Raw genomic sequence first — 22378 nt, forward strand, 5'->3', positions numbered from 1 at the left:
ACGTTCACCGGGACATTCACCGGGACAGGATCTGCAGCAGCTCGCCGGGCTCGGCGTCGATGAAGCCCTGGTACTCGTCGCAGCCCATCTCCCGCAGGATGCCGAGGGTCTCGGCGTCCTCCACCCCCTCGGCCACCACCAGCAGACCCATCCCGTGGCCGAGCCCGAGCACCGAGGCGACGACCGCGCCGGCGGTGAGGTCACCGGGCAGGTCGGCGACGAACGAGCGGTCCACCTTGAGCACGTCGACCGGCAGCTCGCGCAGGTACTGCAGCGACGACCAGCCGGTGCCGAAGTCGTCCAGGGCGATCACCACGCCCAGCGCCTTGAGCTCGTGCAGCACCTGCCGGGCGCTCGCCGGGTCGTCGGAGAAGGCGTGCTCGGTGACCTCGAGCACCAGCCGGTGCGGGGCCACCCCGGACTCGGCCAGGGCCCGGGCGACGGTGCGCACCAGGCGCCCGCTGACCAGCTGCTTGGCCGAGACGTTGACCGCCAGGGTCAGCCCGGCCGCCGCGGGCCCCAGATCGGCCAGGTCGGCCAGCGACTGGCGCAGCACCCACTCGCCCAGCTCGACGATCCGCCCGGTGCGCTCGGCGATCGGCAGGAACACGTCCGGGGCCAGCACCCCCAGCTCCGGGTGCCGCCAGCGCAGCAGCGCCTCGACCCCGGTGACCCGGCGCGCCCCGCAGGTGCGCCGGCTCTGGTAGACCAGCTCCAGCTCGCCGTCGCCGACCGCCCGGCGCATCGCGGTGGCCAGCTCCAGCCGCTCCTCCACGTTGTCGCGCAGATCGGCGTCGAACAGCTCGTAGCGCCCTCGGCCGCGGCCCTTGGCGTGGTACATCGCGGTGTCGGCGTCGCGCAGCACGCTGCCCACCGGGTCGTCACCGGCCGGCGCCGAGTCCACCACGGTGATGCCGACGCTCACCCCCGGCGAGACCTCGGCGTCGCCGATCACGATCGGCGTGTCGAGCACCTCGATGATCCGGGTGGCCATCGCGACCGCGTCGGCGACCGCGTCCACCGCCATCACCACCACGAACTCGTCCCCGCCGAAGCGGGCCACCAGGTCGGCCGCCCGGCACCGCTGGCGCAGCCGCTGGGCCACGGCCAGCAGCACCTGGTCGCCGACGGCGTGCCCGAGCCCGTCGTTGATGTCCTTGAAACCGTCCAGGTCGCAGAACAGCACCGCGAGCCGGCCCTTGGGGCCCGGCGGACGCGAGGCCGGCCCGAGCCGGCCGATCGACTCGGCCAGCCCCTCCATCAGCACGGTGCGGTTGGGCAGGCCGGTCAGCGAGTCGTGGGTGGCGCGGTGGGTGAGCTCACCGGCGTCCGTCTGATCGGGCTCGAGCAGGCGGTTCACCGCGACCAGCCCGCGCGGGCCGCCGTTCTGGTCGTACAGCGCGGCGACGGTCGAGGAGATCTCGACCTCCCGGCCGGAACGCCGGCAGACCTGCCGGACCACCCCCTGCCATCGCCCCTGCACGTGCACCTGGCGCCGGGCGACGGCCTGGTCGCCTTCGGCGTAGACGGTCTCGACCAGCTCGCTCAGCCGGCAGCCGACCGCCTCGGCCGCGCTGATCGCGTACGTGCGCTCGGCCGCCGCGTTCCAGTGCGTGATCGTGTCGAACCGGTCGAGGCCGATCACCGCGTCGGGCAGGATCGGCAGCAGGGAACCCACCACGTTCAGCGGGTCGGGCTGAGGATGCGGGCCGGGGTGGAGCCCCGGTCGCACCTCGATCGCCCGCGTCGGCATCGGGGCCAGCGCGGGCACAGCGTGAACCGGGGGCGCCAGTCGCAGCCCTCGGTCCTGATTCAGCTCGGATCGCGTCACGATGCAGCACACAGTATCGTCCGTGTCGCATTCTGTAACGACGATTGATCCGGAATCGCCCGTTACCCGACCTGGGAACTTGCCGTGATCGCACCTGTGGGCAGCGCGCCGGCCGCGCCGGACTAGGAGCGAATCGTGGATTCCCGGACAATCAGCTCGGGCAGGTAGACCACCTGCCGGTGCCGGTGCACCCGGCCCGCCCCCTCGGCCGCCTCGGTCTCCTCGGCCAGCAGCTCGGCGGCGGTGCGACCGATCTGGTGGCGGGGCTGGCGCACCGAGGTGAGCGGCACGGCGGCCGCGGCGGCGAACTCGATGTCGTCGTAGCCCACGATCGCCAGGTCTTCCGGCACCCGGATCCGCAGCCTGGTCATCTCCTGCAGCAGCCCCAGGGCCAGCAGGTCGTTGGCGCAGAAGGCGGCGGTGGGGCGACGCGACGCGGGCATCCCGGCCAGCCGCTGGCCCGCGGCCCGGCCCTCGGCGACGGTGAGCGCGGCAGTGGGAAGGACCGACGGCTCGGCCCCCTGGACCGCCTCCTGGAACCCGGCGAGCCGGTCCTGCACCTGGCCGACCGACTCCGGGCCACCGACGAAAGCGATCCGCTCGTGGCCGCTCTCGCGCAGGTACTGCCCGGCCAGCCGGCCGCCGTACACGTCGTCCACCGACACCGAGCAGTACTTCTCCCCGCCGGTGCGGTCGACCAGCACCACCGGCACGCCCACCCCCGGCGGCAGCGACGCGTCGACGCCGGCCGGGTTGACCGGGGTGACCAGGACCCCCCGCACCCGCTGCTCGAAAAGCAGCTCCAGATACTCGTGCTCACGCTGGCGGCTGTTGTCGCTGTTGCACAGGAAGACCGCCAGCCCGGCGTCCCGGGCGGCCTCCTCGACGCCGCGGGCCACATCGGTGAAGAACGGGTTCGCCGCGTCCAGCACCAGGTAGCCGATCGTGCGGCTGGCCCCGGCCCGCAGGTGCCGCGCCGACTCGTTGCGCACGAAGCCGAGCCGCTCGATCGCGGACTCGACCCGTGAGCGGGTCGCCGCGCCCACCCGGTCGGGCCGGTTGAGCACGTTCGAGACGGTGCCCACCGAGACGCCGGCCGCCGCCGCCACGTCCTTCACACTGACCGAAGCGGCCACCGAACTCCCTTGTCCGCACGAATCGGCCCCGAATCCGGGCCGAGACCGAGATTGAAACGCCTCAGACCGATTTTGACCAGCACCACCGGCCACCCGCCCGAGCCGAACCGGCCCGCTCGGCCGACACCGGCGTCCACAAGCAGTAAACCTTGACGCACACCGCGGGCGGCCCATAACGTCACCGGACCTGAATCGTTTCAAGCCTACCCTGTCAGATCCCGCCGAACACGGAGTGGTGTTTCGCATGAACCGGTACTGCTTCCTGCTCCAGGTCCGCCCCGAGCGACTGGCCGAGTACAAGGAGCGCCACGCCGCGGTGTGGCCCGAGATGCTGCGGGCCCTGGCCGATTCCGGCTGGACCAACTACTCCCTCTTCGCCCGCCCGGACGGCCTGCTGGTCGGCTACGTGGAGGCGCAGGACCTGACCGCGGCCCAGGAGGCGATGGCCCGCACCGAGGTGAACACCCGCTGGCAGGCCGAGATGTCCGAGTTCTTCGTGGGCCTCGACGGCCGGGCCCCGGACGAGGGTTTCCTGCTGCTCGAAGAGGTCTTCAACCTCGAGGACCAGCTCGGCCGCGGATAGCGCAGCGGCGGGGCCACCGGGAGAACCGGTGACCCCGCCGCGAAGCGGTGGATCTGATCAGGCCCGGGCCTCTTCCCGGGCCTCGGTCGCCGCCGGGGTCATCGAGACCGTCTTGCGCAGGGCCACCTCTTCGATGAAGAACGTGGCGATCAGCCCGACCACCCCGACCAGGGCGGCCACCAGGAAGATCCGCGCGGTGCCGTCGCCGTAGGCGGCGCGCACCACCTCGGCCACCGGCGCGGGCAGGCTCTTCACGTCGAGCGTGCTGCCCCCGGAGGCGGCCGCCGAGGCGTCCACCCCGATGCCGGCCAGGCCACTGGCGATCAGCGAGCCGACGTGGCTGGCCAGGATCGCCCCCAGGACGGACACCCCGACCGCACCACCCAGCGAGCGGAAGAACGCGATCACCCCGCTGGCGGTGCCGATCTCGGTGGAGTCCACGGTGTTCTGCACGGCCAGGACCAGGTTCTGCATCGAGGCCCCGACGCCGGCCCCGACCAGGACCATGTAGAAGCCGATCAGCACCAGCGAGGTGGTGTGGTCGATGGTGGCCAGCAGGCCGAACCCGACCACCAGCAGGGCCACGCCGCCGACGATGTAGCGCTTGTAGGCGCCGGTGGAGACGATCAGCCGGCCGACGATCGTGGTGGAGACCATCAGCCCGAGCATCATCGGCATGGTCAGCAGGCCGGCCTCGGTGGGCGAGTAGGAGCGGGCCACCTGGAAGTACTGGCCCAGGAAGACCGAACCGCCGAACATCGCGATACCGACGGCCAGAGAGGCGATCACGGCCAGCAGGGTGGTGCGCTTGCTGATGATCGACGGGGGGACCACCGGCTCCTTGGCGCGGCGCTCGACCACCACGGCGGCGGCCAGGACGACCAGGGCGCCACCCAGGAAGGCGGCGGTCTGCCAGGAGAACCAGGCGAAGTCGTCACCGGCGAAGGAGACCCAGATCAGCACGGCGCTGACGGCCCCGGCGATCAGCGTGGCGCCGGCCCAGTCGATCGAGGCCTTGCGCGGGCGGTACTCCAGGTGCAGCGTCTTCTGGATCAGGCCGAGGGCGATCACGGCCAGCGGCACGCAGACGTAGAAGCACCAGCGCCAGCCCAGGCTGCTGTCGACGATGACGCCACCGATGAGCGGGCCGCTGATCGTGGCCAGGGCCATCACCGAGCCGAGGTAGCCGTTGTAGCGACCACGCTGACGCGGCGGGATCATCGCGCCGATCACGGTCTGGGCCAGGGCGGTGATGCCACCCATGCCGATGCCCTGGATCACCCGGAAGCCGATCATCTCGCCGACGTTCTGCGAGGCCCCGGCGGCCGAGGAACCGATCACGAAGATCACGATGGACAGCTGCAGCAGCAGCTTCTTGTTGAACTGGTCGGACAGCTTGCCCCAGATCGGGACGGTGGCGGTCATCGCCAGCAGGGTGGAGGTGACCACCCAGGTGTAGGCGCGCTGCGAACCGTCCAGATCGGCGATGATCGTGGGCAGGGCGTTGCTGACGATGGTCGAGCTGACCATGCCGACGAACAGGGCGGCGAGGATGCCGACCAGGGCCTCGACGATCTGCCGGTGCGACATCTCGGCGTGTTCGTGCTGAGCCGGCGGATTCACCGTGCTGGAACTCATGCGTGGACCTTTCCCGAAGTGCTGTGGGCCACCCCGCCGGTGGGATCGCTCTCGTTGGTGACGTGCTGGAAGGCTTCGTCCAGGCGGACGAGCTGCGCGCACAACTGCCGCACCTCGCCGTCGGACCAGTCGTGGAGGGCCCCGGTGACCAGGGCCACGCGCTGGGTGCGCAGCTGGGCCAGGCGCTCGGCGCCGGCCTCGGTGACGTGGGCCAGCCAGGCCCGGCCGTCCTGCGGGTCCTGCCGGCGGCCGGTCAGGCCGGCTGCCTCCAGGACCGCGAGCTGACGGCTGACCACCGAGGTGTCGACCCCCAGCAGCTCGGCCAGGCCGGACGAGCGCACCTCACCCAGGCTCTGCACCTGGCTCAGCATCATCAGGGAGCTGAGCGAGATGCGGTCGGCCTGGCGGCCGGTGAGCGCCTTCATCGAGCGGCCCAGCGACTGCAGCTGCTGGAAGAGGTCGGAGACGGCCTCGGCGGTGACGGGCACGGCAGCCCCTCTCGTTTATTTGCTTGCCTCACACAACTATAGGCGGAACGGTTGCGTGCGGCAACTAATTCCCCCGTCCGGAGGCCGGGCCGGGCCGACCACGAAGTGCGCTTATAAGCTGGCGGGGTGTCAGCAGCTGATCCCCAGCACCACCCGGCGGCCACCTCCGAACCCGACCCGGGCCCCAGCACGGATGCGACGGCCCGCGCCTACGTCACCATCGAGCAGGAACTCACCGTGCTCATCCGCCGGGCCCGCGGCTTCTCGGCGCAGATGTCCCGGGAGTTCCATCCCGACCTGGAGCCGGGCGCCTACGCGATGCTGCTCTGGCTGGACGACGTCGGCTCGGCCCGGATGACCGAGATGGCGGCCTACTTCGGGATCGGCAAGCCGACCGTCTCGCGGCAGCTGCAGCTGATGGAGAAGCTCGACCTGATCACCCGCGAGGTCGACGAGAACGACCGGCGGGCCCAGCGGCTCACCCTCACCGAGAACGGCGCCACGCTGGTGCACCAGGCCCGCGCGGCCCGGCGCAACAGTTTCAAGGTGAAGATGGCGCACTGGAGCCAGGACGACCTCGACCGCTTCGCCGGGCTGCTCACCCAGCTGAACGAGGACCTCAGCCGCCCGGCCGGGTGAGCAGGTCCAGGGCCTGTCCTGTGGATCAGCGCCGTAGCGAGGAGGTGCCCGGTGACGGCCTGGGCGTGCCCGGTGGGCGCCCTCGTAGTGGTTCTACGTGGGCGCCCGCCGGGCGCGTCCAGGCTGCCCACCGGGTGCCCCGCAGTAGGCGACTGATCCACGGGACAGGACCTAGGGTCGTTCCCGACCAGGAGACCGACGGATTTGGGGACGCACTGTGGCCGGGAACGACGAGTTCGACGTGATCGTGATCGGGGCCGGGCCCGCCGGTGAGAACGTGGCGGCCCGGACGGTGGCGGGAGGGCTCAGCACCGCCATCGTGGAACGGGAGCTGGTCGGTGGGGAGTGCTCCTACTGGGGCTGCATCCCGAGCAAGACGCTGATCCGTCCGGGTGACGTGATCGCCGCCGCCAAGCGGGTGCCCGGGGCCGACGCGGCCGTCACCGGCACCATCGACGTGCAGGCGGCCCTGGCCCGCCGCGACTACATGACCTCGAGCTGGGACGACTCCGGCCAGGTGCCGTGGCTGAACGACAGCGGCATCGCCCTGGTGCGCGGTCACGCCCGGCTCACCGGTCCGCGCACGCTCACCGTCACCGACTCCGAGGGCGGCACCCGCACCCTCACCGCGAACCGCGCGGTGGTGCTGGCCACCGGCACCAAGGCGGTCGTCCCGCCGATCCCCGGGCTGGCCGAGGCCGACCCGTGGACCAACCGCGGGGTCACCGAGATGAAGGAGATCCCCGACCGTCTCGTGGTGATCGGCGGCGGGTTCGTCGGGGCCGAGATGGCCCAGGCGGTGCGCCGGCTCGGCGCCTCCGAGGTGACGGTGCTGGAGGGCGGGCCGCACCTGCTCTCCCGCGAAGAGCCGTTCGCCGGTGAGGAGGTGGCCAAGGCCTTTGCCGCCGAAGGTATTTCGGTGCGCACCGGGGTCAAGGTGACCGCGGTCGCCCGGGCCGAGGACGGCACGGTCACGGTGACTCTGGACAACGGCGACGAGATCACGGCGGACGAACTGCTGGTCGCCACCGGGCGCAAGCCGTCCACCGACGACCTGGGTCTGGACGCGGTCGGCCTGGAGCCGGGCAAGCCGGTCGAGGTCGACGACCAGCTCGTCGCCACCGGCCTGGACCAGGGCGACGAGCCCTGGCTGTACGCGGTCGGCGACGTGAACGGCCTGGCGCTGCTCACCCACATGGGCAAGTACCAGGCCCGTCTGGTCGGCGACATCCTGCTGGGCAAGGAGGCCCGCGACCGTTCCAGCCGGGACGTGGTGCCCCGGGTGACCTTCACCGACCCGCAGGTCTGCGCGGTGGGCCTGACCGAGAAGCAGGCCCGCGAGCGCGGACTCGACATCCGGGTGATCAGCTACCCGACCGGCGGGGTGTCCGGCGCGACCACCTCGGGCGACGGCATCGAGGGCACCAGCCAGATCATCGTCGACACCGCCCGGGAGGTGATCGTCGGGGCCACCTTCACCGGGCCGGGAGTGTCGGAGCTGCTGCACTCGGCCACGATCGCGATCAGCGCCGAGGTGAAGATGCAGGACCTCTGGCACGCCGTGCCGAGCTTCCCGACGATCAGCGAGGTCTGGCTGCGGCTCATGGAGGCCTACGGGCTTTAGGTCGTGTCCTAGACCGAACCACAAACTAAGGACGCCCGACAGCACTAGGGCTGTCGGGCGTCCTCTAGTTGGTTGGATCAGTTGGAAGGGGCCTGCTGACGCGGAGCCCGCGCCGGACGGCTGCCCGCCGGGCGACCCCGGCCGGCACCGTTACCACGCGGGGCGCCACCCTCACGGTGACCACCGCCGCTGTAACCGGCTCCCCCACCGCCGGACCGGCGACGCTGACCGCCGCCGGCACCCCCGGTGCCCCGGCGCTCGGAGCTGCGCTGCGGCAGAGCCCGCACCACGACGGCCTCGCCGGACTCGGCCAGCTCGCGGACCACGGCGTGACCCGGGTGCACCGAGTCGGTGGTCGCGGTGACCGAGGCGTCCCGGTGCAGCCGGCTGATCTCGCGGGACTGGCCCGGCTCGGCGAACGCGACCACGGTGCCCCGGGCCCCGGCGCGCGCGGTGCGGCCGGACCGGTGCAGGTAGTCCTTGTGGTCGCCGGGCAGGTCGTAGTGCACGACCAGGTCCACGTCGTCGACGTGGATGCCCCGGGCGGCCACGTCGGTGGCGACCAGGACGCGCGGCGAGCCGGCGGCGAAGGCGTCAAGCGCCCGCTGCCGCTGGTTCTGGTTGAGGTTGCCGTGGATCGCGGTGGCCTCGGCCCCGGCCCGGGACAGCTGGCGGGCCAGCCGGTCGGCGCCGTGCTTGGTGCGCACGAAGAAGATGGTGCGCGCCGGGCGCACCGCGATCTCGCTGGCGACCAGGAGCTTCTCGGCCGGGCCGCTGAGCGCCAGGACCTTGTGGTCCATCGCCGTGGCGGCGTCGGTGGTCTGCTTGACCGCGTGGAACGCCGGGTCGGTCAGGTACTCGGTGACCAGCTTGTCCACGCCGCCGTCGAGCGTGGCCGACAGCAGCAGGCGCTGGGTGTCGGCCGGGGTGGCGTCGAGGATGCGCCGGACCGCGGGCAGGAAGCCCAGGTCGGCCATGTGGTCGGCCTCGTCGAGGACACTGATCTCGATCTGCGACAGGTCGGCCGCGCGGCGGTCCATCAGGTCGATCAGGCGGCCCGGGGTGGCGACCACGACGTCCACGCCCCGACGCAGGGCGTCCATCTGGCGGGAGATCGACAGGCCACCCACGACCGTGGTGACCCGCAGGCCGAGCGGGCGGGCCAGCGGGTTCAGCGCCTCGTTGACCTGACGGGCCAGCTCACGGGTGGGCACCAGGATGATGGCCCGCGGGGTGGCGGAGACGCGCTGCTTCGGCTCGGCGGCCAGGCGGGCCAGCACCGGGATGCCGAAGGCGAGGGTCTTGCCCGAGCCGGTCTGGGCCCGGCCGAGTACGTCACGCTTGGCCAGCGCGTCGGGCAGCACCCGGGTCTGGATCGCGAACGGCTTCTCCATGCCCTCCCCGGCCAGGGCCGAGACGAGCTGACGGGGCAGGCCGAGTTCGACGAACGACAGGTCTGCGGGGGCGGGGGCCTCGGCGGCGGCGATCAGGGCCTGCTCGAGCGGGCTGGGGCCGGCCTGCGGACGGGGACGCCCGGAGGAACGGCGGGGACCACCCGGACGACCACCCGAGGAACGACGGGAGTTCCCGCCGAAACGGGACGCGGACGTGCGGGGACGATCAGAGGTGTACGGCATGTAGTGCGACTACTCCATCGGTGTGCATGAGGCCACGCCGTTCGGAGACGCCGGGCCCCGTGTACGGGGCACGACCTGAGGCTCCGGCGGCCGGCTGCGGCCTTGAGACAGTGCCGCGGGAGCGGCCGTGTCTGTGATGGAGCGACTCTTTACGTGCGACCACGCGGGCGGCTCGCCCGCGAGAGCGGCGGCGCAGATCGCGACGCCAGGGTGGTTAGCGTAGCAGTGACTGGATTTCTTCCCGGCGCCGACGATCTTTCTGGGAGCTGTCCGGCTCGCGAACCGTGCGTGACCTGTGATCACCCGGTGCCGGTGGGCTCACTCCAACGGCCCACCGGGCCGGCCCAGCACCCGGTCGAGGTAGGCGTTGGAGAACAGCCCCTCGGGGTCGAGCCGGTCACGCAGCGCAGCGAACTCGTCGAGCAGGGGGTACACCCGGCGCAGGGCCTCGGCGTCCAGGCCGTGGATCTTCCCCCAGTGCGGCCGGCCGCCGTAGTCGGCCATGATGCGCTCGACCGCGCCGAAGTAGGCGGTGTGGTCCGAGCCGGCCGGAACGTGCACGGCGATGAAGGCGGTCTCCCGCCCGGAGGCCATCGACAACGGGATGTCGTCCGGTGCCAGCACGCGGATCTCGACCGGGAAGGGGATCCGCCAGCCGGAGCTCTCCACCGCGTCCCGCACCCGCCGCATCGCCTCCGGCAGGGCCGCCCGCGGGATCGCGTACTCCATCTCCTTGAACCGGACCCGGCGGTTGGTGGTGAAAACCCGCTCCGAGCGGTCGGTGTAGGTGCGCGAGCCCCAGAACCGCACGGCCACCCGGTTCAGCGGCACCACGGCGGCCGGGACCCGCCGGCCGGTGGCCACCATCACCCGGAACACGTCGTTGGCCATCAGTTCCTCGTCGAACCAGGTGCGCATCCGGCCCAGCGGCGCCAGCCCCTCCTCCAGTGGCCGCCGGGTCTTGTAGCGGGTCTGCACCCGGTCGGTGTGGGGGAACCAGTACAGCTCGAAATGGTCGATGCCGTCGGCCAGTTCGCCGAACTGGTCGAGCACCTCGAACAGCGGGCGGGAGACCTCCTCGACCTCCAGCGCGAAGGCCGGCACGGTCTGCAGGGTGACGTTCGCGACCACCCCGAGCGCCCCCAGGTTCACCCGCGCGAACTCGAACACGTAAGGGTTCTCGGCGGCCGAGCAGCGCAGCACCTCACCGTCGGCGGTGACCAGTTCGAGCGCGCGCAGCTGGGTGGAGAAGGCGCCGTGCCGGGCGCCGGTGCCGTGCGTGCCGGTGGCCAGCGCCCCGGCGACCGTCTGACGGTCGATGTCGCCGAGGTTGGTGATCGCCCGCCCGGCCGCGCTGAGCAGGTCGTTCAGCCGGTGCAGGGGCATTCCGGCCTCGACCGTGACCAGGCCGGTGGTGGTGTCGAGGCTGAGTACACCGGCGTGCCGGTCGAGGCGCACCTGCACGTCTTCCGGGCAGGCGATGCCGGAGAACGAGTGGCTGGAGCCGACCGGGCGCAGACGCCGGCCCTGGGCCGCGGCCTCCCGCACCGCATCGGCGATCTCGGCGGTGCCGCGCGGGCTCACCACCGTGCAGCCGGCTCGTTCGCATCCCGCCCAGTTGGACCACTCGGCCGCACCGTTCACCGCGACGCCCCCATCAGCCGATGCAACGAAATAGGACAAGCGTTCAGATCGCCATAGCTTGACCCTCCCGACCAGGCGAGTCAACGGTTTCCGGCAACCGCTTGACCGATTCGCGGCGATACGTCGACGCTTGCCCCATGACCGCGCCCCCCTCCCCCGAGGCGACCAAGGTCCGGCTGGACACCGCCACGGCCCACCTCGACCCACCGGTCGCGGTGGTCGACCTGCCCGCCCTGGACGCGAACGTGGCCGATCTGCGGCGCCGGGCCGCGGGTAAGCCGATCCGCCTGGCCAGCAAGTCGATCCGGTGCCGCGCCGTGCTCGAGCGGGTGCACGCCGAGCCGGGTTTCGCCGGCGTCCTGGGCTACACCCTGAGCGAGGCGATCTGGCTGGCCACCGATCCCACCCACCCGTTCGAGGACGTGGTGGTCGGCTACCCCACCGCCGAGCGGGAGGCCCTGCGGCGACTGGCGGCCGACGAGACCGCCCGGCAGCGGGTCACCCTGATGGTCGACTCGGCCGAGCAACTCGACTTCGTCGACGCGGTAGCGCCCGGCCATCCGGAGTTCCAGGTCTGCCTGGATCTGGACGCCTCCCTGCGGGTGGCCGGCGGGCGGGTGCACATCGGCACCCGTCGCTCCGGCGTCTTCACCGCGGAGGACGCGCGGGCGATGGCCCGTACGATCGGCGCCCGGGCGGGTTTCCGGCTGACCGGCCTGATGGCCTACGAGGGGCAGGTCGCCGGTCTGGGCAACCGCCCTCCGGGCAAACCTCTCTACGGCCTGGCCGTCACTGCGATGCAAGCGTTTTCGGTGCGCGAGCTGGCGCAGCGGCGCGGCGAGGTGGTTGCTGCGGTGAGCGCCGAGTATCCGCTGCGCTTTGTGAACGGCGGTGGCACGGGCAGTTTGGAGACGACGGCGGCCGAGGCGGCGGTGACCGAACTGACGGCCGGGTCGGGTCTGTACGGGCCGGGCCTCTTCGACGGCTACCGGCACTTCAGCCCGGCTCCGGCCGCCCTGTTCGGCACCGACGTGGTCCGCCGTCCCGGCCCGGGGTTCGTCACCGTCACCGGTGGCGGCTGGATCGCCTCCGGCCCGGTCGGCACCGACCGGGTGCCGATTCCCACCTATCCGCAGGCTCTTTCGCTGATCAAGACGGAAGGAGCCGGCGAGGTGCAGACGCCGCTGCACGGGGCCGGCGCCGACGCTCTGCAGATCGGCGACCGGGTCTGGTTCCGGCACGCCAAGGCCGGCGAGCTGGCCGAGCACGTGGCCGCCCTCCAGCTGGTGGCGGCCGACGGCAGCACCCAGGAGGTACCCACGTATCGTGGCGAGGACAAGCATTTCCTCTGAGTCCTGATCCGAGTCCTGAGGAGAACCGATGGCCGACGTGGTGGTGGCCGGTGGCGGGATCATCGGACTGACCTCGGCGGTGCGGCTGCTCGAGGCCGGCCACCGGGTCAAGGTCCTGAGCGCGCACCCACCGGAGCAGACCGTCTCCTCGATCGCGGCCGCGGTCTGGTACCCGACGCACTTCGACGCCGACGACCGGCTGCTGCGCTGGGGGCAGCAGGCCCTGACCGAACTGACCCGGCAGGCGGGCGAAGGGGTGCCCGGGGTGACCATGCGGGCCAGCCGGATGCTGCTGCGAGGCCTGACCGCCCGCCCGTGGTGGGCCATCGGCGTCCCTGAATTCCGCCTGGAACCGCCGCCCGAACGGCGATTCACCGGCGAGTGGCAGTTCACCGTGCCGGCCGTGCAGACCCGTTCCTACCTGTACTGGCTGATCGAGGTGGTGGAGGCGCTCGGCGGCACGATCGAGCGGCGGCAGCTGACTTCCCTGGCCGAGGCCGCCACTTCGGCCGACGTGGTGGTCAACGCGACCGGGCTGGCTGCCGGGGCGCTCGTGCCGGACGCGGCGGTGCATCCGATCCGGGGCCGCATCCTGGTGCTGAGCAATCCGGGCATCACGGTCTCGGTGCGCGACGAGGACGATCCGGAGGGCGGCGTCTACGTGCACCCGCGCAGCCGCGACGTGGTGGTGGGCGGCACTTTCGAACCAGGTCAGGACGACATCTCCCCCGACGCCTCGGTCACCGACTCGATCCTGCGGCGCTGTACCACGCTGGTGCCCGAACTGGCCCAGGCCCGCGTCCTGCGCGAGGTGGCCGGACTACGCCCGGGACGGCACGGCGGGCCGCGGCTGGAAGAAGACGCCCGTCCGCTGCCCGGCGGGGTACGGCTGATCCACTGCTACGGGCACGGCGGGGCAGGCATCACGCTGAGCTGGGGCTGCGCCGACGAGGTCACTGCCTTGGTGCAGAGCTGAAGCGGGCAGCGGTGCGGGTCCCACCCGCTGCCAGGGTGGGACCCGTACCGTGACTACACCTGCTGCTACAGCTGGGTATCGATCTCACTCCCTGACTGGGTAAGGGTCACCGTGACGCTGGAGACCTCCAGGCCGGTTACTTCTTCCATCTGCTGGAACTCCTGGAGTGCCTCCTGGACCGAGCTCACCGTGGTGTTCTCGTTCAGGAAGGCGTTCACGGCACTCTGGTCAAGTTGCCGATCGAGTGCCTGCTGCTGATCGACTCTGTTCTGATCGGCGGTCACCTCCTGGGACGCTTCCAGGGCCTGATCCGCGAGGATCACGTCCTGCAGCTGGGCCTGCTGGATCCCGAAGGCCTCCAGCGCGGCCTGGTTGGCATCGGCCCGTTGCTGTGCCTCCTGCTGGGCCACCAGCTGGGCCTCACGCTCGGCCTGACGGTCCAGGGTCGCCTGCTGCGCCTCTCCCCGGTCCGCGAGACGGGCCTGAAGGTCCGTCGCGGCCTGGGCCTCCTGAGTACGCAACTCGTTCTGCTGGGCGAGGAACTGGGCCTGCTGGCTGATCGCTGTGCTGGTTTCCCCGAGGTCACCGATGGGGCCGACAGTCATGTCTGTACCTCGATTCTCGCTCGTGGTGACGGACAACCCAAGCTTCGGCCAGAACCGCCGGATCGTTATCCCCCGGGTGCGCCGATCGGCGGAACCGGCGCGTCGATTCCCCCGGCCGGGCCAGTCTGCGATTGCGGTCCGGCCGGGCCCGCAGTCGAATCCACCGCCGCCTGGATCACCGGGGCCAGCAGGGCCACCATCTCCTCCCGAGGGGCCGAGGCCAGCGGCTCCACCCGGATCACGTAGCGGGACATCATGATCCCGACGATCTGGGCGAAGGCCCGGGCGGCCTGCGGCCGGGGAGTGCCGAAGGCCTGCTCCAGCCGGGGCATCAGGATCTGCTCCAGCACGCTGCGCAGGATGCCGGCCCCCAGCTCACCGGTCATCGCCCCGCGCAGCAGGGCCAGCAGCGGCGCCCGGCGTTCCTCGTCCTCCCAGACCCCGACGACGAGCCCGGCCAGCCGCTGCCCGAACTGTTCTCTCGGCCCGGCCGCGAGCAGTTCGGGCAGCACCTCGAACGGGTTCACCGGAAAGTCCACCGAGGCGATGAAGACCTGTTCCTTGGACTTGAAGAAATGGTGCACCAGAGCGGGATTCACCCCGGCGTCGGCCGCGATCGCGCGGATCGTGGTGCCCTCGTAGCCCCGGTCGGAGAAGAGTTTTCTTGCGGCGGCGAGGATCTCGTCGCGCGTGCCGGAGTTTCCCGGCCGCCGTCCGGCCACTTGCCATCACGTCCTTACGCCGTCCTGCGGCGCAGTGTCACCGCCCCCAGCCCGAGGGCGAGCACCACCGCCGTGGCCACGATACCCAGATCCCGCGCCAGGTCCTCGTTCGAGCCGGCTGCGATCAGCCCGACCGCCTCCACCGCGTACGAGAGCGGGAACACCGCCGAGACCGCCTCCAGCACCGGGTTCATCGCCTCCCGGGGCACGAAAAGGCCGCACAGCAGCACCTGCGGCATGACCACCAGAGGCATGAACTGCACGGCCTGGAACTCGCTGCTGGCGAAAGCGCTGGTGAACAGGCCCAGGGCGGTGCCGAGCAGGGCGTTCAGCGCGGCCACGAAGATCAGCAGGCCGGCCGAGGAGGCCACGTCCAGCCCCAGCCCGGCCACCGTGACCAGGACCAGGATCCCGACCTGGAGCAGGGCGGTCAGGCCGAAGGCGAGGGCGTAGCCGAGCAGCAGGTCGGCGCGGCCCAGCGGCATGGTCATCAGGCGTTCCAGCGTGCCGTCGCGCCGCTCGCGCAGGGTCACCACCGAGGACACCAGGAACATCACGGTGAACGGGAAGATGCCGATCAGCGCGGGCCCGGCCCGGTCGAAGCGCTCCGGCTCGTCCAGCACGTAGCGCAGCAGCACCATCAGGACCGAGGGGAAGAGCACGAGCAGGGCGACGGTGCGCCGGTCGTGCGCCAGCTGCTGCAGCACCCGGTGGGCGGTGGCCCAGATCCGCCGGGCGCTCACGCCGCCACCTCCGCACTGTGCACCAGGCTCACGAAACCTCGCTCGGCATCCGGTTCTCCGGTGCGTTCCAGCAGGCGGGCGGGGGTGTCGTGGAACAGCAGCCGGCCCTCGCGCAGCAGCATCAGCCGGTCGCACCGCTGTGCCTCGTCCATCGCGTGGCTGGAGATCAGCAGGGTCACGCCGTCTGCGGCCAGATCACCGAAGAGCTGCCACAGTTCGGCCCGCAGCACCGGGTCCAGCCCGACCGTGGGCTCGTCCAGCACGATCAGCCGGCTGCGGCCGAGCAGGGCCACGGCCAGGCTGACCCGCGAGCGCTGCCCCCCGGAGAGCGCCCCGGCCAGCTGGTTCTCCCGGCCGGTGAGCCCGACCAGATCGATCGCCCGGCGCACCTCGGCCGGGTCGTCGCGGCGGACCGCGGCGAAGTAGCGCAGGTTCTGGGCCACGGTGAGATCGGGATAGACGGCGGCGCTCTGCCCCGAGTACCCCACCTGCCGGCGCAGGGCCGGTGAACCGGCCGGATGTCCGAGCACGGTGATCGAGCCGCCGGAGATGCGCTGCACCCCGACCAGCGCCCGGATCAGCGTGCTCTTGCCCGACCCGCTGGGCCCGATCAGCCCGGTGACCTGCCCGGCGGGCAGGTCCGCATCGATGCCGTGCAGCACCTCACGGCCGCTCCGGGTCACCCGCAGGCCCCGGACCTGGATTGAATTAGTCATGTGTTTAATTTGCTCCTGGGCCGGATGCCTGTCAACGCCCCCGGGCAAAACGGCAGGGCCCGGGTCGGACGACCCGGGCCCTGCGGTGACGGAACTACTCAGGCGAAGAAGGTACGCAGCCAGTCGTACTGCTCCAGCTGCTGGTACGCCTGACCGCCCTCGTGCTGGTTGTAGGCGTACTCCCGGATGCTCTTCTCGCCCTCCCAGGCGTTGTAGGCGCCGTACACCGTGGAGGGCGGGCAGGTCGGGTCCATCAGGGCGACCGAGAACAAGGCCGGCACGCGACCGTCCCGGGCGAAGTTGACCGCGTCCAGGTACGACAGGGTCTCGAACAGGCGGTCGGTGCGTTCCCGGCGGCGGGCCAGGAACCGCACGAGCTCGTCGTAGGGCGAGGTCGCGCTGATCCAGGCCGCGCGGGGGAAGTCGCACAGGAACGGCACGTCCGAGAGCACCGCCTGAGCACCCCCGAGCACACCGCCGGAGATGGCCAGACCGCCTCCCTGGCTGACCCCGGTGACCACCACCTGCGAGGAGTCGACCGAGGCCAGACCCCGGGCGGCGTCGACCGCCAGGGCCGCGTCGGTGATCAGGCGGCGGTAGTAGTGGTTCTCGGGCGAGTCCCAGCCCTGGGTGAGGAAGCCGGGCACCGAGGGGCTGACCGAGCCGGCCACGTCGTCAGTGTCGCCGCCCTGGCCCCGGGTGTCCATCACGAAGTGTGCGTACCCGCCCTGCGCCCAGGTGGTCCGCTCGTGCGGCAGACCCCGGCCGCCGGTGTAGCCGATGTACTCGACGACTCCCGGCAGCGGCCCCTCCCCGCGGTTGGCCGGCAGGTGCAGCCAGCCCTTCACCGGCTGACCGCCGAACCCGGCGAACGTCACGTCCCAGGTGTCCACCGTGGTCAGGCGGTTGTCCACGGGCTCCAGCCGGGTCTCGAACCCGGCCGCCCGGGACTCCTTCAGGGTGCGCTGCCAGAACTCCTCGAAGTCGTCCGGCCGGGGCACCTCCGACCGGTACGTACGTAGCTCGGACAGCGGAAGATCGGCGTATCCCACGGTTTTCCCTCTCGTCTCAACTGCTCGTCGCGTGCACGGCGGCACCGATCAGCGGGGCGTTCTCCGGATCACCGGCCACCCGGATCACCACGTCCCGGGCCAGCCCCTTGCGCAGCGGCGGCTCGATCAGGTCGAACGAACCGGCGATCGACCCACCCAGCACCAGCACCTCGGCGCCGAAGTCACGCACGTAGCCGGACATCGCCTCGCCCAGCGCCTGGAAGGCGTGCTCCAGCACCGCACCGGCCACCTCGGAACCGGACCGGGCCAGTTCGGCGATCTCGTGCACGTCCAGGTCGGCGCCGGTCTGCTCGCGGTAGGCCCGGCGGATCGCCCGGCGGGAGACCGTCTCCTCCAGCTCCTGCCCGCCCCAGACGATGAAGTGCGCCTCGCCCTCGGGAGGCACTCCCGGACCGGACGAGAGCGGAACCCCGTCGGCCACGAAGGCCGATCCCACCCCGGTGCCCAGCGTGAGACAGATCGCGCGCCGAAAACCCTTCGCCGCACCGACCGTGTACTCCCCCAGGCCGAAACTGTCGGCGTCGTTGAGGAAGACGACCCGACCGGGGCGGGCCGGGGCCCGTTCGGTGAAGGCGGTGCCCACGTCGAACCCGTTGAGCGCCTCGAACTTGCCCACTCCCACGAAGCGCCCAACGCCCGAGCGGTAGTCGAAGGGCCCGGGCATGGCCACCCCCCAAGCCGCCCCGGGCTCGACCGCCAGCCAGTCGGCGCCTTCCAGCATCACCTTCATGAAATCCTCGGCCGATGCGTCGGGTTCGACGTGCCACCGGCGCAGCCGCAGCACCTCGGGACCCGTCGGTGAGACCAGGGCGGCGGTCAGGTGCGAACCGCCGATCTCCAGGACCGGGACGTTCACGGCTCGATCACGATGTTGCGCAGCGGCTTACCGTCCCGCAGAGCCTCGGCCTGGGCCCGCACCAAGGCCGTGACCCGGGGCGTCATCGCCGTGGTGTTGCCGCCGACGTGCGGGGTGATCAGGACGTTGTCGAGCTTCCAGAGCGGGTGCCCGGCCGGGAGCGGCTCGGGATCGGTGACGTCCAGCGCGGCCCGGATCCGTCCCTCGGACAGCGCCGCGCCCAGGGCGTCGGTGTTCACCACGGGCCCGCGGGCCACGTTCACCAGCAGCGCACCCGGTTTCAGGGCGGCCAGGAAGGCCTCGTCGACCAGGCCGGTCGTGCCGGGACCGAGCGGTACGGCCAGGACCACCACGTCGGCCTCGGGCAGCAACTGCGGCAGCTCGTCGACGCCGTGCACCACCTCGCCGTCGGCGTCGGTGCGCGACTTCGAGGCCACCCGCACCAGCGTGACCTCGAAGGGGGCCAGCCGGCTGGTCACCGCCCGGCCGACCCCGCCCTGGCCGATCACCAGCACCTGCGAGTCGGCCAGCGACCGGGTGGTGCCACCCCGCCACTCGCCCTGCTGGGCCGCCAGCACGAATCCGGGCAGCTCCCGCTGGGCGGCGATGATCAGGCCGACGGCCAGCTCGGCGGTCGAGGTCTCGTGCACGCTCGCGGCGTTGCAGAAGGTGAACCCTTCGGGCAGGGCCTGCGACACCCCGTCGTAGCCGATGCTCTGACTCTGCACCACGCACCGGCCCACCTGCTCGAGGGCCCGGAGCGCGGGTGGTTTGGACAGGTACGGCGGCACCACCAGGTCGAGGTCCTTCCGCGGGGGCGGCTCCTCCAGGTCCCACCTCACCGGCGTGATGCCGGGCAGGCCGGACAGGGCCTGGAACAGCTCGTCACTGGGCAGACTGACCACGATCGACATGCGCCGAAGCCTTACATCCCGGCGTAGCGCTCCGCCAGAGGTACCCGTGACGCGGCGGTCACTCTCCCGAGCGCGTTCTCGACCGTGTCCAGGCCGGCCTCGGCCTGGTCCACCGCCAGAGCAGGCGGTCGCAGTTCCTCGGGCGGGAGGCCGTCCAGGGCCGCCGCCGTGACCAGCCGCCGGGCCTCGTAGGTGGTGGGGCGGTCGAAGAGCGTGGAATAGGGGACGACACAGCCGGCCGCGACCCGCACGCCGTCCAGCCAGACCAGCCCGCCGTCGGCGCCCGGGCCGTCGTGCGTGACCCCGAGCTCGTCGTGCCGGATCACCGCGAAGACCTCGTCCGGCTCCGGAGTGGACTCGGCCAGCTCGTCCACCAGCACCGCGCGCACCACCAGCCAGCCGGCCCGCAGCACGCCGGGCCCGCAGAAGCTCTCACCGTCGAGCCGGTAGACCCCGTTGCGCCAGCGCGCCAGCGTGATCGCCGGCACCGTGGCACCGGAGGCCGGGGGCCCGAAGCCCGGACCGGTCCCGCCGAAGCAGGCACCGGCCCGGGCCTCGGCGAAGAAGTACTCCTGCTGGTCGCGCACCCCCTGCTCGGTCAGCGCCCGCAGGAACAGGTAGTGGCCGTGCAGCAGGGTGGCCAGGTCACGGTCGGCGGCCGCGAGACCGGCGAGCACCTCGGTCAGGGTCACCACCGAGCAGGCCGGGCCGCCGAACGCGGCGGGCACGGTGATGCCCAGCAGGCCGGAGGCGGCGAGCAGGTCCGGCCGCGACCCACCGGTGTCCCGGAGGCGTCCCCGCAGCCACTCGGTCGCAGCGAGCGGGTCTACCTCGGGCGTGTTCATGTCGTCAGCATGCTGGATGAGCAGCGCGGAGGGAACGCCCCCACGCCTACCTCACAGCGAAAGACCGCTCTTGTCACACCGGCCGGGCGTAAGTAAACGTGCAGTAAAGATCCCGGCCGTGAAAGTTGTTGTCGGACAGGCACACTGAGTTGCCGCCAAAGCAAATCTCAGCTTTGGGGCACCCCAAGCGCAGATCGGCCCAGCGCCAGCCCCTCCAGCCCGCTCAGGTCCGAGAGGGTCAGCAGATCGCCGACCCGGTGCAGACCGGGTTCCAGCGTCGGCGCCCGGCGGGTGGCGATCGTGAGAATGTGCGCGGCACAGGGCGTCTGATACCGGCCGGCGGCCCAGCTGCGCACCGCGCCGGGAGCCGGCCCGGCCTGGGCCACCACCTGCCAGCCGGGACGGCCGGGCAGATGCAGGGCCGAAGGCAGCCGGGCCGCCCCGGGCATCCGCTTCACGCCCCGCAACAGCGTGGTGCTGAACCGGTCACCGGTGGCCAGGTAGGTGCGTACCGGACGGCCCAGAGCAGCGGTGAGCACCTGCTGGTCGGGCCAGTCGACCTGAGCCAGGTGGCGGCGACGGCCGTCGGGCAGGGTGAACTCACGACGGCCGCTGAAGTTCAGCACCGCCTCCCCCGTGGCCGGATCGGTGAAGGAACGCCCGAACAACGCGTAGGTGGCCCCGAGGTCGGCGGCACTCTCCGGGTCACCGGCACCGAGCACGATCCCGATCTCCACGGGCTCGGCGGGATCAGCGGAGTCGTGCGCCGCCACGTCGCGGGCCAGCATCCCGGCCAGCACCGGCAGCAGCCGGCCCCCGATTAGCACCGGGGTGCGAGGGTGCAGGCCGGCCAGCTCGGACAGGTAGCCGGCGTCGGACCCGGTCTCGACGAAGGCCGCGTTCGCCGCCCCGGCCCGCTCGGCCAGGCGCACGTCCGGCACGCCGGAGAAGTTCACCACCACGGTCGCCTGAGCCGCCGCCCGGTAGAGGTCGCTCAGATCACCGCGCAGGTCGAGCATCTGCTCGTAGCGTCCGGGATCGCGCCCGGCGAGCACCGCCTCGACCCCCGCAGCACCCAGTTCGGCCGCCGTGGCCCGGCCCAGGCCTCCCGGGCCGTCGAGGATCAGTGCCCGCACGCTCGTCACTCCTTATGTCCGCAACCTTTTCCACTATGCGTGAGGTTGTCCGGGCCCGCGCGACGAGGACGAGCGCAGGGAACAGGGTCCCGTGCTGGATCGGCCACCGGGCCGGGGCCCTTTAACCAGCGGCACGACATGTGGCCGACCCGGCCCGGACAGGAGATGATCATCCGCATGACCGGTTCGCCCCTTCTCGTCGTGCTCGGCCCCTCCGGCAACGGCAAGTCCACCCTCGGCACCGCCCTGAGCGGCATGCTGCGTGTCGACTTCCAGGACGGGGACGACCTGCATCCCGAAGCGAACGTGGCCAAGATGGCCTCCGGGGTGCCGCTGACCGACGAGGACCGCGGGCCCTGGCTCGCCGCGGTGCACGACGAACTGGTCAAGCACGCCGAAGAGGGTCTGGTGGTGGCCTGTTCGGCCTTGAAGCGCAGCTACCGCGACCTGCTCGCCGAAGGTCTGCCCCAGCTCCGCTTCGTGCTGCCCGACGTGCCCCGGGAGGTGCTCGTCGAGCGGGTGGGCCACCGGCCCGGCCACTTCATGCCCGCCACCCTGGTCGACTCCCAGCTGGCGACCCTGGAGCCGCTGGGCGAGGACGAGAACGGCATCACCGTGGACGGCGTGCGGCCGGTCGGCGAACTGACCGAGACGGTGGCCGCCTGGATCCGCGACTCTCAGTAGTTCTTCAGTCACTCCGCTTCGCTCTGCAACGTTGCTGCAACGTTTCGCATGTAACCGTGACCTTCGTCGCCGGACGCAGCCGTCCGGCGCAGAGGGAGGTTGCGATGCCCGAAGCCGCTTTCGACCCGGCCCACGACTACCCGGTCAGTGTCAAGCGCCCCGACCTGCTGAAGACCCCCACCGGTAAACCCCTTTCCGAGCTCACCCTGCAGAACGTGGTGACCGGGCAGGTGCGCCCGGAAGACCTGCGGATCGCCCCGGACACCCTGCGGATCCAGGCCGAGGTGGCCGACGCCTCCGGCCGCCCGCAGCTCGGGCAGAACTTCCGCCGCGCCGCCGAGCTGATCGCCGTCTCCGACGCCCGGGTGCTCGAGATGTACAACGCGCTGCGCCCGCACACCTCCACCAAGGAGCAGTTGCTGGCGATCGCGCAGGAGCTCGAGACCTCCTACGGCGGTGAGGCCACCGCGGCGCTGGTCCGCGAGGCCGCCGAGGTCTACGAACGCCGCGGCCTGCTGGCCCCGGCCGAGGACTGA

At 71.7% G+C, this 22378-nt stretch carries 22 protein-coding genes; 7 read left to right on the top strand and 15 right to left on the bottom strand.

Annotation, left to right across the window (positions count from 1 at the left end):
• Nucleotides 1–16 precede the first annotated feature (16 nt).
• Both LWF15_RS04505 and LWF15_RS04510 read right to left on the bottom strand, forming a co-directional pair.
• A complete protein-coding gene (locus tag LWF15_RS04505) occupies nt 17–1831 on the bottom strand; it encodes a putative bifunctional diguanylate cyclase/phosphodiesterase (protein WP_232809072.1) in 1815 nt (604 codons plus the stop codon).
• 122 nt (nt 1832–1953) lie between these two features.
• A complete protein-coding gene (locus LWF15_RS04510) occupies nt 1954–2967 on the bottom strand; it encodes a LacI family DNA-binding transcriptional regulator (protein ID WP_232809073.1) in 1014 nt (337 codons plus the stop codon).
• Nucleotides 2968–3211: 244 nt separating this feature from the next.
• Between LWF15_RS04510 and LWF15_RS04515 the strand changes: the two genes are divergently transcribed.
• Nucleotides 3212–3550, top strand: coding sequence for an L-rhamnose mutarotase (locus LWF15_RS04515; protein ID WP_232809074.1), 339 nt, complete (start codon nt 3212–3214; stop codon nt 3548–3550).
• Nucleotides 3551–3607: 57 nt separating this feature from the next.
• On the opposite strand, the gene LWF15_RS04520 is transcribed toward LWF15_RS04515, so the two are convergent.
• Complete coding sequence (locus LWF15_RS04520) at nt 3608–5188, bottom strand: MDR family MFS transporter (protein ID WP_232809075.1); 1581 nt, start codon at nt 5186–5188, stop codon at nt 3608–3610.
• Nucleotides 5185–5676, bottom strand: coding sequence for a MarR family winged helix-turn-helix transcriptional regulator (locus LWF15_RS04525; protein WP_232809076.1), 492 nt, complete (start codon nt 5674–5676; stop codon nt 5185–5187). The genes LWF15_RS04520 and LWF15_RS04525 overlap by 4 nt, the downstream gene beginning before the upstream one ends.
• 126 nt (nt 5677–5802) lie before the next feature.
• Here LWF15_RS04525 and LWF15_RS04530 point away from each other — a divergent pair, with 126 nt between their 5' ends.
• Nucleotides 5803–6315, top strand: coding sequence for a MarR family winged helix-turn-helix transcriptional regulator (locus tag LWF15_RS04530; RefSeq protein WP_232809077.1), 513 nt, complete (start codon nt 5803–5805; stop codon nt 6313–6315).
• A gap of 217 nt (nt 6316–6532) precedes the next feature.
• Nucleotides 6533–7939, top strand: a complete 1407-nt coding sequence (locus LWF15_RS37285; protein WP_232809078.1) for a dihydrolipoyl dehydrogenase family protein — start codon at nt 6533–6535, stop codon at nt 7937–7939.
• 77 nt (nt 7940–8016) lie between these two features.
• Here the strand turns inward: LWF15_RS37285 and LWF15_RS04540 are convergent, their stop codons facing one another.
• Both LWF15_RS04540 and LWF15_RS04545 read right to left on the bottom strand, forming a co-directional pair.
• The gene (locus LWF15_RS04540) at nt 8017–9576 is read right to left on the bottom strand and encodes a DEAD/DEAH box helicase (protein ID WP_232809079.1); all 1560 of its coding nucleotides are present in this window, start codon (nt 9574–9576) and stop codon (nt 8017–8019) included.
• A 318-nt stretch (nt 9577–9894) separates the two neighbouring features.
• Complete coding sequence (locus tag LWF15_RS04545) at nt 9895–11220, bottom strand: D-arabinono-1,4-lactone oxidase (protein WP_408622558.1); 1326 nt, start codon at nt 11218–11220, stop codon at nt 9895–9897.
• A gap of 137 nt (nt 11221–11357) precedes the next feature.
• Here LWF15_RS04545 and LWF15_RS04550 point away from each other — a divergent pair, with 137 nt between their 5' ends.
• Nucleotides 11358–12572: an amino acid deaminase/aldolase gene (locus LWF15_RS04550; protein ID WP_232809081.1), complete on the top strand. Its 1215-nt coding sequence runs from the start codon at nt 11358–11360 to the stop codon at nt 12570–12572.
• 28 nt (nt 12573–12600) lie between these two features.
• Nucleotides 12601–13548, top strand: a complete 948-nt coding sequence (locus LWF15_RS04555) for an FAD-dependent oxidoreductase (RefSeq protein ID WP_232809082.1) — start codon at nt 12601–12603, stop codon at nt 13546–13548.
• Between the two features lie 65 nt (nt 13549–13613).
• On the opposite strand, the gene LWF15_RS04560 is transcribed toward LWF15_RS04555, so the two are convergent.
• The 9 genes from LWF15_RS04560 to LWF15_RS04600 all read right to left on the bottom strand — a co-directional run bounded on the left by LWF15_RS04560 (nt 13614) and on the right by LWF15_RS04600 (nt 21158).
• Nucleotides 13614–14153, bottom strand: a complete 540-nt coding sequence (locus tag LWF15_RS04560; protein WP_232809083.1) for a hypothetical protein — start codon at nt 14151–14153, stop codon at nt 13614–13616.
• A 65-nt stretch (nt 14154–14218) separates the two neighbouring features.
• The gene (locus LWF15_RS04565; protein WP_232809084.1) at nt 14219–14875 is read right to left on the bottom strand and encodes a TetR/AcrR family transcriptional regulator; all 657 of its coding nucleotides are present in this window, start codon (nt 14873–14875) and stop codon (nt 14219–14221) included.
• Between the two features lie 14 nt (nt 14876–14889).
• On the bottom strand, nt 14890–15618 hold the full coding sequence (locus LWF15_RS04570; protein WP_232809085.1) for an ABC transporter permease: 729 nt from the start codon (nt 15616–15618) through the stop codon (nt 14890–14892).
• Nucleotides 15615–16334 (bottom strand): ABC transporter ATP-binding protein, encoded by a 720-nt coding sequence (locus LWF15_RS04575; RefSeq protein ID WP_232809086.1) that lies wholly within the window; start codon nt 16332–16334, stop codon nt 15615–15617. The genes LWF15_RS04570 and LWF15_RS04575 overlap by 4 nt, the downstream gene beginning before the upstream one ends.
• A 98-nt stretch (nt 16335–16432) precedes the next feature.
• Nucleotides 16433–17386 carry an acetylxylan esterase gene (locus tag LWF15_RS04580; RefSeq protein WP_232809087.1) on the bottom strand — a complete coding sequence of 318 codons (954 nt, stop codon included), beginning with the start codon at nt 17384–17386 and terminating at the stop codon, nt 16433–16435.
• A gap of 16 nt (nt 17387–17402) precedes the next feature.
• Nucleotides 17403–18263, bottom strand: a complete 861-nt coding sequence (locus tag LWF15_RS04585) for an ROK family protein (protein WP_232809088.1) — start codon at nt 18261–18263, stop codon at nt 17403–17405.
• A complete protein-coding gene (locus tag LWF15_RS04590; RefSeq protein WP_232809089.1) occupies nt 18260–19177 on the bottom strand; it encodes a 2-hydroxyacid dehydrogenase in 918 nt (305 codons plus the stop codon). The genes LWF15_RS04585 and LWF15_RS04590 overlap by 4 nt, the downstream gene beginning before the upstream one ends.
• 11 nt (nt 19178–19188) lie before the next feature.
• Nucleotides 19189–20022, bottom strand: coding sequence for an acyl-CoA dehydrogenase family protein (locus LWF15_RS04595; protein WP_232809090.1), 834 nt, complete (start codon nt 20020–20022; stop codon nt 19189–19191).
• Between the two features lie 167 nt (nt 20023–20189).
• Nucleotides 20190–21158 carry a hypothetical protein gene (locus tag LWF15_RS04600; RefSeq protein WP_232809091.1) on the bottom strand — a complete coding sequence of 323 codons (969 nt, stop codon included), beginning with the start codon at nt 21156–21158 and terminating at the stop codon, nt 20190–20192.
• Between the two features lie 177 nt (nt 21159–21335).
• Here LWF15_RS04600 and LWF15_RS04605 point away from each other — a divergent pair, with 177 nt between their 5' ends.
• Together LWF15_RS04605 and LWF15_RS04610 are read left to right on the top strand one after the other, a co-directional pair.
• Nucleotides 21336–21842 (top strand): gluconokinase, encoded by a 507-nt coding sequence (locus LWF15_RS04605; RefSeq protein WP_232809092.1) that lies wholly within the window; start codon nt 21336–21338, stop codon nt 21840–21842.
• Between the two features lie 104 nt (nt 21843–21946).
• A complete protein-coding gene (locus LWF15_RS04610) occupies nt 21947–22378 on the top strand; it encodes a diol dehydratase small subunit (protein WP_232809093.1) in 432 nt (143 codons plus the stop codon).

The sequence above is a fragment of the Kineosporia rhizophila genome (genome assembly GCF_021277265.1).
GTDB classification, from domain to species: Bacteria; Actinomycetota; Actinomycetes; order Actinomycetales; family Kineosporiaceae; genus Kineosporia; species Kineosporia rhizophila.